Source organism: Achromobacter sp. ACM02 (assembly GCF_014851605.1).
Classification (GTDB): Bacteria; Pseudomonadota; Gammaproteobacteria; order Burkholderiales; family Burkholderiaceae_B; genus Achromobacter; species Achromobacter aegrifaciens.
This window is the reverse complement of record NZ_JACUZY010000005.1, coordinates 473,601-489,716: the sequence shown is the minus strand read 5'-3', so window position 1 is coordinate 489,716 and position 16,116 is coordinate 473,601. Positions and strand designations below refer to the sequence as shown.

The window sequence follows — 16,116 nt, the reverse complement described above, 5'->3', positions numbered from 1 at the left end:
GCCGGCTCAGGCGCGTGCGTAGCGCGGCTGCGGTTCTTCCGCGTCCTGCAGCGCGGCCTGGCGATACGCCTGCGCCACGCTGGGCAGCACGTCCGCCAGATAGCTGCGCGTCAGATTGGCAGCACGCTCGACGTCGCGGCCGGCCAATGCTTCGATGACGCCGCTGGTGCAGGCCTGGATGCCGGTGAACGGCAGCGCCTGCCTGGCCAACAGGTAGCGCAACGGTTCGATCTGCTCGTAAAGCTTGCTGAGCATGCCCGCAAGCGGGGTATTGCCCGTGCTGCGGGCCGCAGCCAGATAGAACGCGCAGGCCGAGGCAATGGCGGCGCGCCCATCGCCCGACGCCAATGCCGCCCCGATGGCGGCGTCATGAAGGCGCAGCTCGGCCAGCAGCGGCGCCTGGTCGGCCGCTTCCGCCGCCTGGCGGATGCAATAGGCCTCGAGTTCGGCGCGCAGTTGGTACAGATGACGGATTTGCGCCTCGGTGTACAGGGTGACCCTGAAACCCTTGCGCTGGATATGGGTGACCAGGCCGCTCAGCTCCAGCAGGCGCAGCGCTTCGCGGATCGGGCTGCGGCTGGTGCCGAAACGCTGCTCCAGCTCCTGTTCGCGCAGCGGCTGGCCGGGACGGATGGTGCCGTCCACGATCAATTCACGAATCTGTTCCTGCAGGAAATACGGAATCGTGGCGGGCGCTTTGACGTCCAATCGGCTCCCCTTGTACTGCGCAATGCATGGTATGAGACTTCGTGAAGATACTAGAAATCTCTTGAAACATAAATAAGAAAATTGTTGCAGAGCGCCCTGCCGCCCTGCTTCAGTCCCAGTCGTCCCGATACACGAACTTCGGCATCTGCCAATTGAAGCGCAGGGCCAGCAGGCGCACCGCCAGGCCCGCGGCCAGCGCGATCGGCACCGCGGCGTTGGCGGACAGGCCCAAGGCCTGCGAGCCCAGGTACAGCCCGCCGGTCACGAAGGACACGCTGGCATAGAGCTCCTTGCGGAACAGCAGCGGCACCTCGTTGCACAGCACATCGCGCAGCACCCCGCCGGCGCAGCCGGTGATCATGCCGCTGATCAGCACCACGGTGATCGGCAGCTGCATCAGCTGCGCCACCTGGCAGCCGATGACCGTGAACGCCACCAGGCCCAGCGCATCGGCCAGCAGGAACAGGCTGCGCAGGCGCCGCATGACGGGCGCGATCAGGGCCGTAAAGATCGCCGCGCCCGCTGTCATCCAGAGATACTCGGGATGGACCACCCAGGTCAGCGGGTAATGCCCCAGCAGCACGTCGCGCAGGGAACCGCCGCCCAGGGCCGTCACGCAGGCAATGATGCAGACGCCCATCCAGTCCATGTCGCGCCTGCCGGCCGAAAGCGCCGCGGTCATCGCTTCCGCCACGATGGCGACAAGATACAGCGTGTGCAGCAAGGCGGGAGACAGATCCGGAAACATGGGCAGGCAGGGAGTTGAACTGGCCCCATTGTATTAAGGCGGCGGGGTAGCGGACGGCCATTGCCTGCGCGCCCGCCATCCCTTACCCTCGACTTTGCGTTGATATCTATCAAGTCCCCTTCCGCGCAGCCGCGCGAGAATGGGGATAAGGCCCGCGAGGGCGGAACGGCTGGAGCGACGCACGCGGGAGTCGGCGGTCCAACCACAACCGGGAGAGAACGTATGACACAGCAAACTGGCCCCATCCTGTTGGCGACCGACCTGAGCGCGCGCGGCGACCGCGCCCTGGACCGCGCGCTGCAGCTGGCCAAGGAACTCAACACCAAGCTCATCGTCCTGCATGTCATGGAATCCCATGCCACGCCGGCTCGCCTGACCACGCCCGTGTGGCGGCGCCTGTCGACGGACCACAAGGCGCTGGCCGAGCGCGAGCTGGCCGAGGACCTGGCCGCCGCCGACGTGGCGACCGAAGTGGTGGTGGTCAGCGGCGATCCGCTGGTCCGCATCATGGAAACCGCCGACAGCTACGGCTGCTCGCTGATCGTCACCGGCACCGCGCGCGATGAAACCCTGGGCCGCCTGCTGCTGGGCACCACGGTCGAAAAGCTGGCCCGCCAGGCACGCCAGCCCGTACTGGTGGTCAAGACCCGTCCGCGCCGGCCCTACCGCGACGTGCTGGTCGCCACGGACTTCTCCGCCGGCTCGCGCCAGGCGCTGCGCGCCGCGCTGCACCTGGTGCCGAACGCGGACCTGACCTTGTTCCACTCCTACGACGTCCCCTTCCAGGGCAAGAACACGCCGGATGACGCCATCACGCGCAGCTTCTACAAGGCGGCCGAGCAGAGCGCCCAGGACTTCATCGCCGAAACGCCCGAACTCGCCCAGGTCGCCGCACCCAAGGTGGTGCTGGAATGCGGCCAGCCGGAAACCGTGCTGTCGGAATACTCCTTCAACCACCGTTCCGATCTGGTCGTGACGGGCACCCATGGCCGCACCGGCATCCTGCGCACCGCCATCGGCAGCGTGGCCGAACGGCTGCTGGAGTCGCTGCCCAGCGACGTGCTGATCGTCAGGTTGCTCGGCGAGGAATAAACCCCGGTCCGGCCATGAAAAAACGGCGCCTCGGCGCCGTTTTTTTTTGGACCCGCCGGCTTCAAGCCGGGGCCTGATCGCCCTGCTTCTCCATGGTTTCTATCGTGCCGCGCAGCAGATGCAGCAGCACCAGGCCCGGCAACGCGATGGCCACGGTCAGCAGGAAGAAACCCGGCCAGCCCATGGCTTCCACCAGCGGCGGCGTGAGAGGGCCGGCCAGGTAGGTCCGGCCCACCGCCGACAGCGCCGACAGCAGCGCGAACTGGGTCGCCGAAAACTGCTGGCGGCACAACGCCATTAGCAGGCCAACGAAGGACGCCGTGCCCAGGCCGCCGCACAGGTTCTCGATTCCCACGCCCGCGGCCATCAGCCAGAGGTTCTTGGGACTGACGGCGATCAGCCAGTACGCCAGATTCGACACCGCCTGCAGCAGCCCGAACGCCATCAGCGACCGGTACAGGCCCCAGCGCGACATGAGCGACCCGCCCGCCAGTGCGCCGATGATGGTGGCGGCCAGCCCCAGCACCTTGTTCACCGTACCCACTTCCGTCGGCGTGAAGCCCGCGCCGCGGATCAGGAAGGTGGTGGACAAAGCCCCCGCGAACGCGTCGCCCAGCTTGTACAGCACGATCAGCAGCAACACCGCCAGCGCGCCGCGCCGCGTGAAGAATTCCCGCAAAGGCTCGCCCACGGCCTCGCGCAGCGTACGCGGCGGTCGGGCGACGTGCTCGGGTTCGGGCGCCCAGAAGGTCGCCAACGCGCACAACAGCATCAGCCCGCCCATCAGCACATAGGTGTTGCCCCAGCCTATCCACTGGTCCGCCAGGATCAGCGCCAGCCCGCCCGACACGATCATCGCCAGCCGGTAGCCCATGACCTTGATGGCCGCGCCGGCGCCGCGCTCATCCTTGCGCAGCACGTCCGTGCAATAGGCGTCGAAAGCAATGTCCTGCGTGGCCGACAGAAACGCTACCAGCACGGCCAGCAGAGCCAGCGTCTGCAAGGCGGACGAAGGCGACAAGGCGCCCATCGCCATGATGGCCACGGCCAGCAGCAACTGCGTCAGCAACATCCAGCCGCGCCGCCGCCCCAGCAAGGGCGGCGCATAGCGGTCCACCAAGGGAGCCCACAGGAACTTGAGGGTATAGGCGCTGCCCACCAGGGTCAGGAAACCGATCTGCTGCAGCGGCACGTTTTCCACCGTGGCCCAGGCCTGCAAGGTGCCGCTGGTCAGGGCCAGAGGCAATCCGCTGGCGAATCCCAGGACCAGCAAGGGGGCCACGCGGGGGCTGGTATAGACGTTGGATGCAGCGGTAATGACGGTCTCCTAAAACAACGCGCCAGCGCACCGCTGGCGGCCGCAGGCTTGCGGCATTTTAGGGCCTATGCGCCCGCGCCGCAGGCAGCAGGCGTGTCGGAATGTCAGGGCGACGCGAAGCGGTACACCGCCAGGGTGCTGCGCCAGCTGGGCAGCAGCTTGACCTCGCGTCCTTCGTTGAAGGTGGCGCGTTCCAGGATGGACAGGCGCAATTCGCCGGCCAGCTGCTCGAAGTCGCGCAGCGTGCACAAGTGAATGTTCGGCGTGTTGTACCACTGGTAGGGCATCTGGCCCGTCACCGGCATGCGGCCGCGCAGGATGGCCCAGCCGTGCGGCCAGTAACCGAAGTTGGGAAACGACACCACGCCGTAGCGCGCCACCCGCGCCATTTCGCGCAGGATGTGCTCGGTGCGGTGCATCGATTGCAGGGTCTGCGACAGCACCACGGTATCGAACTGCTTGTCGTCGAACAGCGCCAGCCCGTCTTCCAGGTTCTGCTGGATCACTTCAACGCCGCGCCGCACGCAGGCGATGACGCAGTTGTCGTCCAGTTCCACGCCCGCGCCCCGCACCTGCCGGTGGTCGCGCAGATGCGCCAGCAGCGCGCCGTCGCCGCAGCCCAGGTCCAGGACGCGGCTGCCGGGCTCGATCCAGCTGGCGATGCGCGCCAGGTCGGGCCGCAAGACGCTGTGCGCGGGTCGGGGAGTCACGGGAGTCATGCGGAACGTCCTTCGGTCTGGGCGGCAACGCCGAGCCCGAGCTCGCGCGCGATGCGTTCGTAATAGCCGCGAACCACGGCATGGTAGCGCGCGTCTTCCAGCAGGAAGGCGTCGTGGCCGTGCGGCGCGTCGATCTCGGCGTAGGTCACGGGGCTGGCGTTCTTCAGCAGCGCCCGCACGATTTCGCGCGAACGCTCCGGCGGGAAGCGCCAGTCGGTCGAGAACGACACCAGCAGGAAATCGGCCTTGGCCGGAGCCAGCGCGCGGGCCAAATCGCCGCCGGTGGTGCGCGCCGGGTCGAAGTAGTCCAGCGCGCGCGTAATCAGCAGATAGGTGTTGGCGTCGAAATAACGGGTGAATTTCTCGCCCTGATAGCGCAGGTACGACTCCACCTCGAACTCGACGTCGTAGCCGTAGTGGTACGCGCCGTTCTCGGCCGGCGCGCGCTGGGCGCGGCCGAACTTCTCGGCCATGTCGTCGTCGGACAGGTAGGTGATGTGGCCAAGCATGCGCGCCACCGACAGGCCGCGGCGCGGCACGGTGTCCTGCGCGTAGTAGTCGCCGCCGTGGAAATCCGGATCGGTGATGATGGCGCGGCGCGCCACCTCGTTAAAGCCGATGTTCTGCGCCGACAGGCGCGGCGTGCTGGCGATGACCACGCAATTGGCCACGCGGTCGGGCAACGTAATGGCCCAGCTGAGCGCCTGCATGCCGCCCAGCGATCCGCCCATCACGGCGGCGAAACGTTCGATGCCGAAGTGGTCCGCGACCCTGGCCTGCGCCCTTACCCAGTCCTCGACGGTCAGCACCGGAAAAGCGGCGCCCCAGGGCTTGCCGGTTTCCGGATTGATACTGGCCGGGCCGGTCGAGCCGAAGCAGGAGCCCAGGTTGTTGACGCCGATGACGAAGAAGACGTTGGTGTCCACCGCTTTGCCGGGCCCCACCATGTTGTCCCACCACCCCACGTCGCTGGGATTGTCGGCCGCCTGCCCCGCCACGTGGTGCGAAGCGTTCAGCGCGTGGCAGATCAGCACCGCGTTGCTGCGCTGGGCATTGAGCGTGCCGTAGGTTTCGACCGCCAGTTCGTAGGCAGCCAGCGACTGGCCGCTCTGCAGGGACAGGGGCTCATCGAAACGGATGAAGGTGGGGGCAACGAGACCGACCGAACCGGGATCAGCGGAAGCGGAAGTCGTGACGGTTGCGGGTACGAACCCGCTGGCCGAATCACCGGCCAAATTTTGGGCAGGAGTGGTCATACGGACCTCTTTAGCTGGATTTATTGGAAGGCGCCCGCAAGCGGATCAGGCAAATCGGCGCCGAAAAATTTTGTACTGCGGCAGGAATTCTAGCACTGCTGACGCGCGCCGCAACGGCGGGCGGCCCATCCGGCCCGCCTGGCGCGCGCGGCGGCCATTCAGGCGCCAGCCTCCCAGGGCTCCTGGCCCAGGTACTCGTAGCGTTCGGTGTTGACGCGCGAGATGCGCCATTCCACCGCCTGCCGCTTGTAGGAAAACGCCACGCGGCGGATCTCCAGCAAGGGGCTGCCTTCGGCCACGCCCAGCGCCCGCGCCTGCGTGCGTTCGGCCACGCAGGTGCGCAGCCGCTCGTCGGTGGCGATCACATTGACGCCGAATACGTCCTGGTACAGCGCATACAGCGTGCTGGCGCGGTCGCGCAGGTGCGCTTCGGTCATGCCCGGAAAGCATGCTTCCGGCAGGCAGATCTCATCCATCATCACCACGTCGCCGTTGAGCGACAACAGGTTGAGGAACTCGAACACCATGGCGCCAGCGGGCAGGTTCAGCTTCTCGCGCGCGATGGCCGAGGCCCGCACGCGGCGAAATCGCAGCAGCTCGGTCGCGGGATAGGACTTGTCGCCGTCCTGCCGCACGATGCGGAAGAACTTGAAGAAATGGTGGTTGCGCGTGTGCACGGCCACAAAGGTGCCGCGGCCCTGATGCCGCACCAGGATGTTCTCCGCAGCCAGTTCGTCGATGGCCTTGCGCAAGGTGCCGATGGAGACACCGAAGCGTTCCGCCAGCAGCTTCTCGGGCGGGATCGCCTCGCCCTGCTTCCATTCGCCCTGCGCCAGCGCGGCCAGCACGGCCTGCTTGACCTGCGCGTACAGAGGACTGCCCAAAGGCACGGTCGAGGACAGGCTGGTGTTCATGGGTGCATCGCAAAAATCAGGAGCCCACAGTGTAGCGGCGGGGACGGAACCTGCTCAAGTCATACAATTCATATATATGATTTAGTTGACACACATGAAGCACGGTCCTAAGATTTCCTGGCCGTAGCGATCCGCGCCCTGCCGCCGCACCAGCCGGGCGCCCCCAAGCCCAAGAGAGGAAGACAAATGATTCACGCCGTATTGCACGATGCCAAGGACACGGTGGCGGTCGCCGTCGTGGAAGGAGTCACCGCCGGAACGGAACTGAACGCCTGGATCATGGATGAAGACAAGATCATCCACGTGCGCGCATCGCAGGACATCCCCATCGGACACAAGGTGGCGATGAAGGACATGGCCGTGGGCGACACCGTCTTCAAGTACGGCGTCGACATCGGCCGCGTGGTGGAGCCCATCAAGGCCGGCCAGCACGCCCATGTGCACAACATCAAGACCAAGCGCTGGTAAGCCCCCCACCCCGCACAGGAATCCGCCATGTCCATCATCACCGCCTCGACCACCTTCCAGGGCTACCGCCGCGACAACGGCCGCGTCGGCGTCCGCAACCACGTCATCGTCCTGCCCGTGGACGATATTTCGAATGCCGCAGCCGAAGCCGTGGCCAACAACATCAAGGGCACGATGGCCCTGCCTCATCCCTATGGCCGACTGCAATTCGGCGAGGACCTGGAGCTGCACTTCCGCACCCTGATCGGCACCGGCTGCAATCCCAACGTCGCCGCAGTGGTGGTAATCGGTATCGAGGAAGGCTGGACCAAGCGCGTGGTGGACGGCATCGCCGCCACCGGCAAGCCGGTCATGGGCTTCAGCATCGAACTGCACGGCGACCACGACACCATCATGCGCGCCTCGCGCTGCGCCAAGGAATTCGTGCACTACGCCACGGCCCTGACGCGCAGCGAATGCCCCATCGCCGACCTGTGGGTGTCGACCAAATGCGGCGAATCCGACACCACCTCCGGCTGTGGCGCCAACCCCACCGTGGGCAACGCTTTCGACAAGCTGTACGCGCTGGGCTCCACGCTGGTCTTCGGTGAAACCTCGGAACTCACCGGCGGCGAACACATCGTGGCCGAGCGCTGCGCCAACGACGCGGTGCGCGAGCGCTTCATGTTCATGTTCAACCGCTACCAGGCCATGATCGACCGCTGGAAGACCAGCGACCTGTCCGAATCCCAGCCCACCAAGGGCAACATCGCGGGCGGACTGACCACCATCGAGGAAAAGGCGCTGGGCAACATCCAGAAGATCGGCAAGCAATGCCGCGTGGACGGCGTGATCGACAAGGCCGAGATCCCGGACGGCCCGGGCCTGTGGTTCATGGACTCGTCCTCCGCCGCGGCCGAAATGGTGACCTTGTGCGCGGCCTCGGGCTACGCCGTGCACTTCTTCCCCACCGGCCAGGGCAACGTCATCGGCAACCCGATACTGCCGGTCATCAAGATCTGCGCCAATCCGCGCACGGTGCGCACCATGTCCGAACACATCGACGTGGACACCAGCGGCCTGCTGCAGCGTGAAATCGACCTGAACCAGGCCGGCGACAAGCTGCTGGAATGCATGCTGGCCACCGCCAACGGCCGCTGGACCGCGGCCGAAGCGCTGGGCCACCGCGAATTCGTCCTGACCCGCATCTTCGAAAGCGCTTAATCGCGCCTGTCGTCCCTGGCAACGGCGCGTCCGCAAGCAGGATTGCGGACGCGCCGTCCTGCCGCCAGCATTTCCCCGCAGCATCGTCTCAGAACCACACCAGCAGACCCGGGCGACATCCGCCACGGCAGCACAGGCGGTTGCATTCCTACCCGGGCGTCCCCCAAGGAGGAAGACAGATGAACAGCGAACACGATCACCATCCCGACGCCGCGCAACGCCGGCGCCTGCTTGCCGCCCTGGGCGCCGCCGGCCTCTGTGCCCTGGCGCCCTGGCAGCGCGCGCTGGCGCAGAAAGCCTGGCCCGAACGTCCGATCAATTACGTGGTGCCCTTTCCGCCCGGCGGCCTGACCGACGTGGCCGCGCGCCAGGTCGGCAAAGCGCTAAGCGACGCCGAGCGCTGGAACGTGGTAGTGGAAAACAAGCCCGGCGGCAGCGCCAACATCGGCGCCGCCCACGTTTCCCATGCCGCTCCGGACGGCTACACCTGGCTGGCGATCACGCTGTCGCACGCCGCCAACGCGACGCTCTTTGCCGGCAAGGCGGGCTACGACCTGACGCGCGACCTCACGCCGCTGGCCGGCCTGGCTTCCTCGCCCATCATGGTGGTGGTCAACGCCAAGAGCGACATCAAGAGCATGGCCGATCTGGCCAAGGCCGCCCGCTCGAAATCGCTGTCGGCCGGCTCCAGCGGCAACGGCACGCCGCCGCACCTCACCCTGGCGCTGTACCAGAAGCTCACCGGCGTACCGATGATGCACATTCCCTACAAGGGCGGCGCGCCGTCCCTCACCGACCTGATAGGCGGCCACCTGGACGTGGTGTTCTCCAACTATCCGGAATCGCTCTCGCACGTGAAGAACGGCTCGTTGCGGGCGCTGGCCATCACCACCCGCGAACGCAGCGCGGACCTGCCCGACGTGCCCACCGTGAAGGAAGCCGGCCTGCCGGACCTGATCGTCGAGAACTTCACCGGCGTGCTGGCACCCGCGGGCACGCCGCCGGAGCTGGTGCAGCGCATCGGCGACGCCATCGTGCGCCAGGTCTCGCAGCCCGCCATGAAGCAGGCGCTGCTGCAGCTGGGCTTCGTGCCGCAGCCGCGCGGCCCCGCGGAGTTCGGCGCCTACCTGAAGTCCGAGGTCGACCGCTGGGCCAAGATCATCCGCGACGCCAACATCCAGATCGCCTGAGCACCGTGGAGTCCCAACCGATGCATATCCTCATTTCCGAGTTCATGGACGCGCCCGCGGTCGACGCGCTGCGCCAGCGGTTCAAGGTGCGGTACGAGCCCGAACTGGTGGAGCAGCGCGATGCCTTGCTGGCCGCGGCGGCCGACGCCGACGCCCTCATCGTGCGCAACCGCAGCAAGGTCGACGCCGCCCTGCTGCAGGCGGCCCCGCGGCTGCGGGCCGTGGGCCGCCTGGGCGTAGGGCTGGACAACATCGACCTGGACGGTTGCGCCGCGCGCAACATCGCGGTGATACCGGCCACCGGCGCCAACGCGCGCGCTGTCGCCGAGTACGTCGTGGGCGCCATGCTGATGCTGCTGCGCGGCGCCTACGGGTCGACGGCCGAGGTCGCGGCGGGCGCATGGCCGCGCAACGCGCTCTCGCAGGGGTTGGAGGCGCACAACCGCATGCTGGGCATCGTGGGCTTCGGCGGCATAGGCCGGCTGACCGCAAGCCTGGCGCAAGGACTGGGCATGCGCGTGGCCGGCTGCGACGCCGCGCTGCCGCCAGACCATCCCGCGTGGCGGGAGACCGGCGTCACCGCCCTGCCGCTGGACGAGCTGCTGGCCCAGGCCGATGCCATCACCCTGCACCTGCCGCTCACGCCCGGCACGCGGCGGTTGATGGACGCCGGCCGCATCGCGCGCATGCGGCCCGGCGCCGTGTTGATCAACACCTCGCGCGGCGGCATCGTGGACGAGGCCGCGCTGGCGGATGCCCTGCGCACGGGCCATCTGCGCGGCGCGGCGCTGGACGTGTTCGAACAGGAACCCCTGCCCGCCGGCAGCCCGCTGGCGGGCGCGCCCAACCTGATCCTGACGCCGCATATCGCCGGGCTGACGCAGGAAGCCAACACCCGGGTTTCCGACATGGTGGCCGCCGGGGTGACAATGGCGCTTACCGGCGGCGACCGATGAAGCCACACGGCCCGGCGCGCGCCCTTGAAGAGAAGGATATGGCTCACATCTATCTGGACGAACTGCAACTCCTGGCCGCGGCCGGCCTGGCCGCCGCTGGCGCCAACCCGGCCATGGCCGACAGCACGGCGCGTGCGCTGGTCTTCGCCGAAAGCCAGGGACTCAGCTCCCACGGCCTGTCGCGCGTGCCTTTCTATGCCGGACACCTGCGCGCCGGCCGCGCCATCGGTACGGCGGTGCCGCGCATCGTGCATGAGCGCGGCGGCGCCGCGCTGATCGATGCCGGGTCCGGCCTGGCCTTTCCCGCCTGCGCCATGGCGATCGAACAGGCCGGCCTGCGCGCCCGCGAGCATGGCGTAGCCTTCATCGGCGTGGCCAACAGCCACCACTTCGGCGAAGCCGGCTACCACCTGGAAGCCCTGGCCGACCTCGGGCTGGTAGGACTGGCGCTGAGCAACTCGCCCGCCGCCATGCCCGCCTGGGGCGGCAAGCGTCCGTTATTCGGCACCAACCCCATCGCCGCGGTCTTTCCGCGACGCGGCGGCGCGCGCCTGGTGATCGATCTGTCGCTGTCTCAGGTCGCGCGCGGCAAGCTCATGATCGCGGCCCGCGACAACCAGCCCATCCCCCTGGGCTGGGCGCTGGACGCCGACGGCCAGCCGACCACCGATCCCAAGGCCGGCCTGGCGGGCAGCATGCTGCCCGCGGGCGGCGTCAAGGGCGCGATGCTGGCGCTGATCATCGAACTGCTGGCTTGCGCGCTGACCGGCTCGCACTTCGGTTTCGAGACCGAGTCCTTCTTTGTCGACGAAGGCGGCCCGGCGCGGCTGGGCCAGGCCTTCATGGCGATCGACCCCGGCGCCCTGGCGGGCAACAACGCCTATCTGGATCGCGTCGAGGTCCTGGTCGACGCCATGCTGGAAGATGAAGGCGTGCGCCTGCCGGGTGATCGCCGCCGCAAGCTGCGCGACGAAGCGCTCAAGCATGGCGTGGAGATTCCCGATGCGTTGATGGCGCAATTGCGCGCGATGTCGGGCGCGGGGTAGGTCAAACCCCGCGGCTGAACCAAAGTATCACCGGGGCCAGCAACAGGAACGCCACGGTCGACACCAGCACCGCGCCAGCCGCGGTATCGCCCTGCGTCGTGTAGCGCTTGACGTACATGTAGCTCACCACGGCGCAGGGCATGGCCATCTGCAGGCTCAGCGCCCCGGCCAGCACCGGTTCCAGATCCAGCGCCCACACCACCGCCAGCCCCGCGCCCAGGCCCACGGCCAGGCGGATGGCGGCGACCTTGGCGCCGTCGCGCAAGCCGTTGGACGGAATCAAGGCCAGCGCGTGACCCAGGCTCAGCAGCATCAGCGGCACGGTTACCGCGCCCAGCATGCGCGAGGTCTCGATCAGCCATGCGGGCACCGGCACGTGCATGAGACGCAGGGCCACGGCGACCAGCGAAGCCAGCAAAATCGGACTCTTCCAGCTGCCCTTGGTGTTGACGCCCGGCAACAGGCGCACCGCGATGGTGTGCATGACAAAGGAACTGACCGCGAAGAACGCGACCGCCACCGACAGGCCCGCGTCGCCAAAGGCCATCTGCGAAATCGGCAGCCCGAGGTTTCCGGCGTTGGGCAGGAAGGCCGTGGGCAGCAGCGTACGCACGGGCAGCTTCCATGCCTTCAGCAACAACGCGCACACCAGGGCACACAGCAGCAGCGCCAGCAGGGTCGCCACCGCCACGTCGGCCAACGCGCGGTCGTCCAGGTGGGTGGTGACGAAAGTGTGGAACACCAGGGCCGGCGTGGTCACCGACGTCACCAGCATGGTGATGAAGGAACCGCCGAACGGCAGGTCCCGCTTGCCCCAATACACCCCTATGCCCGCGCAAAAGAGCAAAGGCAGCATCAGCACGATCGATGAAAAATAGAACTGCACGACGGCAGACATGCGCTTATTCCGTTAGAGATAAGAGGTTTGATGCATGAAGGCATCATCGCTTGCCGGGCAACGCGCCCGGGCGGCAGCATGGAGCAACTCGTCAATCGCCGGGCTTCTGCCCCCAACCGCCATGTCAGCCACCGCACATTCCGCCACGCCCCCGCATCTGGCCACACACGTGGCCACAAACCCGGCCGCGAATCCCACCTTGAACGCCGCGTCTGGTCCGGCCCGGCCCATCAAACCCCTGTCGGAACGCCAGGCCAGCTGCCTGCACTGGGCCGCCATGGGCAAGACCAGCTGGGAAACCGCCCGCATCCTGGGCGTCAGCGAAAGCACGGTGAATTTCCATCTGTGCAACGCCTGCGAAAAGCTCGGCGTGCGCGGCCGCCGCGCCGCAGTGGTCGCGGCATTGAGACTGGGCCTGATCGCGCCCGTCACGGCTTGATGACAACGGAACGCAGGAACTCATGCGCCCGCTCGGCCGGCAGGCTTTCCACGGTGCCGGCTGCCACGGCCTCGATCAACATGGTGTCGGTCACCCAGACCCTGGCGCGCAGCCAGCCCGGCTTGCCCATGGCCTTGCCCTGGACCTCGATGTCCTGCCCGTAGGCAGGCCATTCATTGGGCGGCGGCGATTGCATGTTGGCGTAGAGCGAATGCATCAGCGCCATGCCCAGCGCCTGCTTGGCGGCCGGATCCTTCGCGATGTCGGGCGGCAGCGGCGCCGATCCCACGGCGAAGACCGCCTCGCCCACGGTGGCGCTGGCCAGGGTAAAACGCAAGGTATGGGTATCCAGCTTCAGGTCGCGGGTGTCGGTCGTAACCCGGTCCGGAAACGCGGCGCGCGCGTGGCCGTCGGCCACGTCGACTTCGCGCCAGTTGTAACTGGGCGAGCAGGCCGTGATCAGCAGGGCCAGCGCGACAATTGCGCCGGCTTTCTTGAACATGAAACGAAACAGCGATGAAATCGTCATTACCCGAGGACCTGGACTGTCTATTCATTTCGAGGAAGCCAGAAATTGTCGCCGATTTCGATGACCCCCGCGCCCGACGGCACGCCACTGGCCAACTATGTGTGGCCAGCCGCGCCCAACGTGCCCCCGCCGATCGCCGGCCTGGGCACCCCCAGTATCTACCTGCTGCACGGACTTAGCGAGCATGCCGGGCGCTATGACCGCCTGGCGCGCTGGCTGACCGCGCGCGGCTGGACGGTGGGCGCCCATGACCACCGCGGCCATGGCCGCTCCGGCGGGCGGCCCGCCACCCTGAACCATGAGGACGATCTGGTCGTCGATGCGGTCGACCGCCTGCGGGCCTGGACCGCGGCCCATGGACGCCCGCCCATCCTGCTGGGCCACAGCCTGGGCGCGCTGGTCGCGGTGCGGATCGCTCTGCGCCGCCTGGCCGAGATCGACGGCCTGGTGCTCAGTTCGCCGCCGTTCGTGGTGCACGTGCCGCCGTGGGTGCGGCGCACCCTGACCTGGATGTCGCTGCATGCGCCCGACCTGCGCGTGCCCCACGGCCTGGCGCCCGCCCGCATTTCCCACGACCCGGCCGTGGTCAAGGCCTACCGCAGCGATCCGCTGGTGCGGCGCCAAATGACAGGACGCCTGGCGCGCTTCGTGGACGAAGGCGGCCGCGAGTCCCTGCGTGAAGCCCCGCTGCTGGCCTGCCGCACCCTGCTGATGGTGGCGGGCGACGATTCCATCGTCGCTGCCGAAGGCAGCCGCCAGTTCGCCCAGCGCGCACCCGCCGAACTGCTGACGCTGCGCTGGTACGACACCGCCTGGCACGAGATTTTCAATGAAACCGCCCCCATCGCCGATCCGGTCTACGCAGACCTGGACGAGTGGCTGGCGCGCACCGCTCAGGCATTGTCCCTGTCCCCAGTATTGACTCCCTCGGCACAGGAGGCCGGCACCCCGTAAAATCCGGCGACAGACCCAAACGAGAAGAACCCGTGACTGATACTGCCGCCAACCGCCTCTCCCGCCTGGAGGCCAACCGATCGCTGCTGACCCAGACCCTGCGGGGCATCGAAAAGGAAGGCCTGCGCGTGGACGAACAGGGTGTCCTGTCCCGCAAGCCGCACCCCGCCGGCCTGGGATCGGCGCTGACCAACGAACACGTCACCACCGACTACTCCGAATCCCTGCTTGAACTCATCACAGGCACGCACAAGGACGTCGACGCGCTGCTGGCCGAACTGACCAACACCCATCGCCACGTCTACAGCGTGCTGGACCATGAACTGATCTGGAATCAGTCCATGCCCGCCACGCTGCCGCCCGAAGCCGACATCCCCATCGCCTGGTACGGCAAGTCCAACACCGGCATGCTCAAGCACGTGTACCGCCGCGGCCTGGCCGTGCGCTACGGCAAGACCATGCAATGCATCGCCGGCGTGCACTACAACTTCTCGCTGGCCGAAGACCTGTGGTCCGTGCTGGACACGCAGCCGGGTAGCCCCCAGGACCGCCGTTCGCGCGGCTACATCGGCCTGATCCGCAATTTCACGCGCTATTCCTGGCTGCTGATGTACCTGTTCGGCGCCGCCCCGGCCTTGTCCAGCGACTTCCTGCGCGGGCGCGAACATCCGCTGAAAAAGCTGGATGACAGCACGCTGTACCTGCCCTACGCCACCAGCCTGCGCATGAGCGACCTGGGTTACCAGAACAAGGCGCAGTCGCAGCTCAAGCTCTGCTACAACGACCTGGACACGTTCCTGGGCCGCTTGTACGACGCCGTCAGCCAGCCCTGGCCCGACTACCAGAAGATCGGCACGCACCGCGACGGCGAATGGATCCAGCTCAACACCAACGTGCTGCAGATCGAAAACGAGTACTACTCCAGCATCCGCCCCAAGCGCGCCACCGGCCGCTGCGAACGCCCGATCACGGCGCTGGCGGAACGCGGCGTGCAGTACGTTGAAGTGCGCTGCCTGGATATCGACCCGAACTCGCCGGTCGGCATCGACGCCAGCACCAGCCGCTTCGTCGACGCCTTCCTGCTATTCTGCACCGCGTCCGACAGCCCCTTCTTCCCCGCCAACGGCTACTGTCAGCGCAGCGCCGACAACTTCTCGACCGTGGTCAAGGAAGGTCGCAAGCCCGGCCTCATGCTGGATCGCGAAGGCCAGCCCATCGGGCTGGCGCAATGGGGCCACGAACTGCTGGACCAGATCGCGCCCTACGCCGCGCTGTTCGACTCGGCCATGGGCGGCAGCGCCTATGCCGAGGCCCTGGCGGCCCAGCGCGCCAAGCTCGATCAGCCCGACTCCACGCCGTCGGCGCGCCTGCTGGCTTCGCTGACCGACAGCGGCCTGTCGTTCCATGACTATTCGCTGGACCTCAGCCGCAAGCATGCCGACGCGCTGCGCGCCCAGGCCTTGCCCGCCGACCTGGCGGCAGCCTATGAACAGGCCGCCGCGCAGTCCACGGCGGAACAGCTGCGCCTGGAGCAATCGGACACCGAGGATTTCGATACCTATGTGGCCCGCTACCACGCCGCGCTGAAGGCCCCGCGCAAATAAGGCGTATCGTTAGGGTTTTGATCCGCGCCGCCGGCCCTCCGGCCGGCGCGGACCGCTCTGTCACATCAGGAGGT

17 protein-coding genes and 1 riboswitch are annotated in these 16,116 nt (G+C 67.4%); of the genes, 9 read left to right on the top strand and 8 right to left on the bottom strand.

Annotation, left to right across the window (positions count from 1 at the left end; all coding sequences use genetic code 11):
• Positions 1-6 precede the first annotated feature (6 nt).
• Both IB258_RS18260 and IB258_RS18255 read right to left on the bottom strand, forming a co-directional pair.
• Positions 7-708 (bottom strand): GntR family transcriptional regulator, encoded by a 702-nt coding sequence (locus tag IB258_RS18260; RefSeq protein ID WP_054455016.1) that lies wholly within the window; start codon positions 706-708, stop codon positions 7-9.
• 109 nt (positions 709-817) lie between these two features.
• The gene (locus IB258_RS18255) at positions 818-1,456 is read right to left on the bottom strand and encodes a trimeric intracellular cation channel family protein (RefSeq protein ID WP_054455018.1); all 639 of its coding nucleotides are present in this window, start codon (positions 1,454-1,456) and stop codon (positions 818-820) included.
• 222 nt (positions 1,457-1,678) lie between these two features.
• Here IB258_RS18255 and IB258_RS18250 point away from each other — a divergent pair, with 222 nt between their 5' ends.
• Entirely contained in the window at positions 1,679-2,548 is an 870-nt protein-coding gene (locus IB258_RS18250) for a universal stress protein (protein ID WP_054455020.1), read from the top strand.
• A 61-nt stretch (positions 2,549-2,609) separates the two neighbouring features.
• On the opposite strand, the gene IB258_RS18245 is transcribed toward IB258_RS18250, so the two are convergent.
• From IB258_RS18245 to IB258_RS18230, 4 genes are all read right to left on the bottom strand, one after another.
• The gene (locus IB258_RS18245; protein ID WP_119452172.1) at positions 2,610-3,866 is read right to left on the bottom strand and encodes a muropeptide transporter; all 1,257 of its coding nucleotides are present in this window, start codon (positions 3,864-3,866) and stop codon (positions 2,610-2,612) included.
• Between the two features lie 104 nt (positions 3,867-3,970).
• Positions 3,971-4,585, bottom strand: a complete 615-nt coding sequence (gene metW / locus IB258_RS18240; protein ID WP_054455023.1) for a methionine biosynthesis protein MetW — start codon at positions 4,583-4,585, stop codon at positions 3,971-3,973.
• Positions 4,582-5,841 carry a homoserine O-acetyltransferase gene (locus tag IB258_RS18235; RefSeq protein WP_181953334.1) on the bottom strand — a complete coding sequence of 420 codons (1,260 nt, stop codon included), beginning with the start codon at positions 5,839-5,841 and terminating at the stop codon, positions 4,582-4,584. Before IB258_RS18235 ends, metW begins: the two co-directional genes overlap by 4 nt.
• Positions 5,831-5,912, bottom strand: a riboswitch (SAM riboswitch). (Overlaps the previous gene by 11 nt.)
• A gap of 87 nt (positions 5,913-5,999) precedes the next feature.
• Entirely contained in the window at positions 6,000-6,755 is a 756-nt protein-coding gene (locus IB258_RS18230; protein ID WP_054455025.1) for a GntR family transcriptional regulator, read from the bottom strand.
• A 186-nt stretch (positions 6,756-6,941) separates the two neighbouring features.
• Between IB258_RS18230 and IB258_RS18225 the strand changes: the two genes are divergently transcribed.
• The 5 genes from IB258_RS18225 (at position 6,942) to IB258_RS18205 (ending at position 11,618) form a co-directional block, all read left to right on the top strand.
• The gene (locus IB258_RS18225; protein WP_042795507.1) at positions 6,942-7,223 is read left to right on the top strand and encodes a UxaA family hydrolase; all 282 of its coding nucleotides are present in this window, start codon (positions 6,942-6,944) and stop codon (positions 7,221-7,223) included.
• Positions 7,224-7,250: 27 nt separating this feature from the next.
• Complete coding sequence (locus IB258_RS18220; RefSeq protein WP_054455027.1) at positions 7,251-8,426, top strand: UxaA family hydrolase; 1,176 nt, start codon at positions 7,251-7,253, stop codon at positions 8,424-8,426.
• A gap of 179 nt (positions 8,427-8,605) precedes the next feature.
• Positions 8,606-9,616, top strand: a complete 1,011-nt coding sequence (locus IB258_RS18215; RefSeq protein ID WP_054455029.1) for a tripartite tricarboxylate transporter substrate binding protein — start codon at positions 8,606-8,608, stop codon at positions 9,614-9,616.
• Between the two features lie 20 nt (positions 9,617-9,636).
• Positions 9,637-10,572: a hydroxyacid dehydrogenase gene (locus IB258_RS18210; protein WP_054455031.1), complete on the top strand. Its 936-nt coding sequence runs from the start codon at positions 9,637-9,639 to the stop codon at positions 10,570-10,572.
• A 38-nt stretch (positions 10,573-10,610) separates the two neighbouring features.
• Positions 10,611-11,618, top strand: coding sequence for an Ldh family oxidoreductase (locus IB258_RS18205; RefSeq protein ID WP_054455033.1), 1,008 nt, complete (start codon positions 10,611-10,613; stop codon positions 11,616-11,618).
• Position 11,619: 1 nt separating this feature from the next.
• Here the strand turns inward: IB258_RS18205 and IB258_RS18200 are convergent, their stop codons facing one another.
• Complete coding sequence (locus IB258_RS18200; protein ID WP_054455035.1) at positions 11,620-12,516, bottom strand: AEC family transporter; 897 nt, start codon at positions 12,514-12,516, stop codon at positions 11,620-11,622.
• Positions 12,517-12,715: 199 nt separating this feature from the next.
• On the opposite strand from IB258_RS18200, the gene IB258_RS18195 reads away from it, so the two are divergent.
• Complete coding sequence (locus tag IB258_RS18195) at positions 12,716-12,955, top strand: helix-turn-helix transcriptional regulator (RefSeq protein WP_082401106.1); 240 nt, start codon at positions 12,716-12,718, stop codon at positions 12,953-12,955.
• Here IB258_RS18195 and IB258_RS18190 read toward each other — a convergent pair.
• A complete protein-coding gene (locus tag IB258_RS18190) occupies positions 12,945-13,484 on the bottom strand; it encodes a hypothetical protein (RefSeq protein ID WP_054455039.1) in 540 nt (179 codons plus the stop codon). The two genes, IB258_RS18195 and IB258_RS18190, sit on opposite strands and share 11 nt — an antisense overlap.
• Positions 13,485-13,544: 60 nt before the next feature.
• Here IB258_RS18190 and IB258_RS18185 point away from each other — a divergent pair, with 60 nt between their 5' ends.
• Both IB258_RS18185 and gshA read left to right on the top strand, forming a co-directional pair.
• The gene (locus tag IB258_RS18185; RefSeq protein ID WP_054455043.1) at positions 13,545-14,438 is read left to right on the top strand and encodes an alpha/beta hydrolase; all 894 of its coding nucleotides are present in this window, start codon (positions 13,545-13,547) and stop codon (positions 14,436-14,438) included.
• Between the two features lie 32 nt (positions 14,439-14,470).
• Positions 14,471-16,042: a glutamate--cysteine ligase gene (gene gshA / locus IB258_RS18180; RefSeq protein WP_054455045.1), complete on the top strand. Its 1,572-nt coding sequence runs from the start codon at positions 14,471-14,473 to the stop codon at positions 16,040-16,042.
• Positions 16,043-16,116 lie beyond the last annotated feature (74 nt).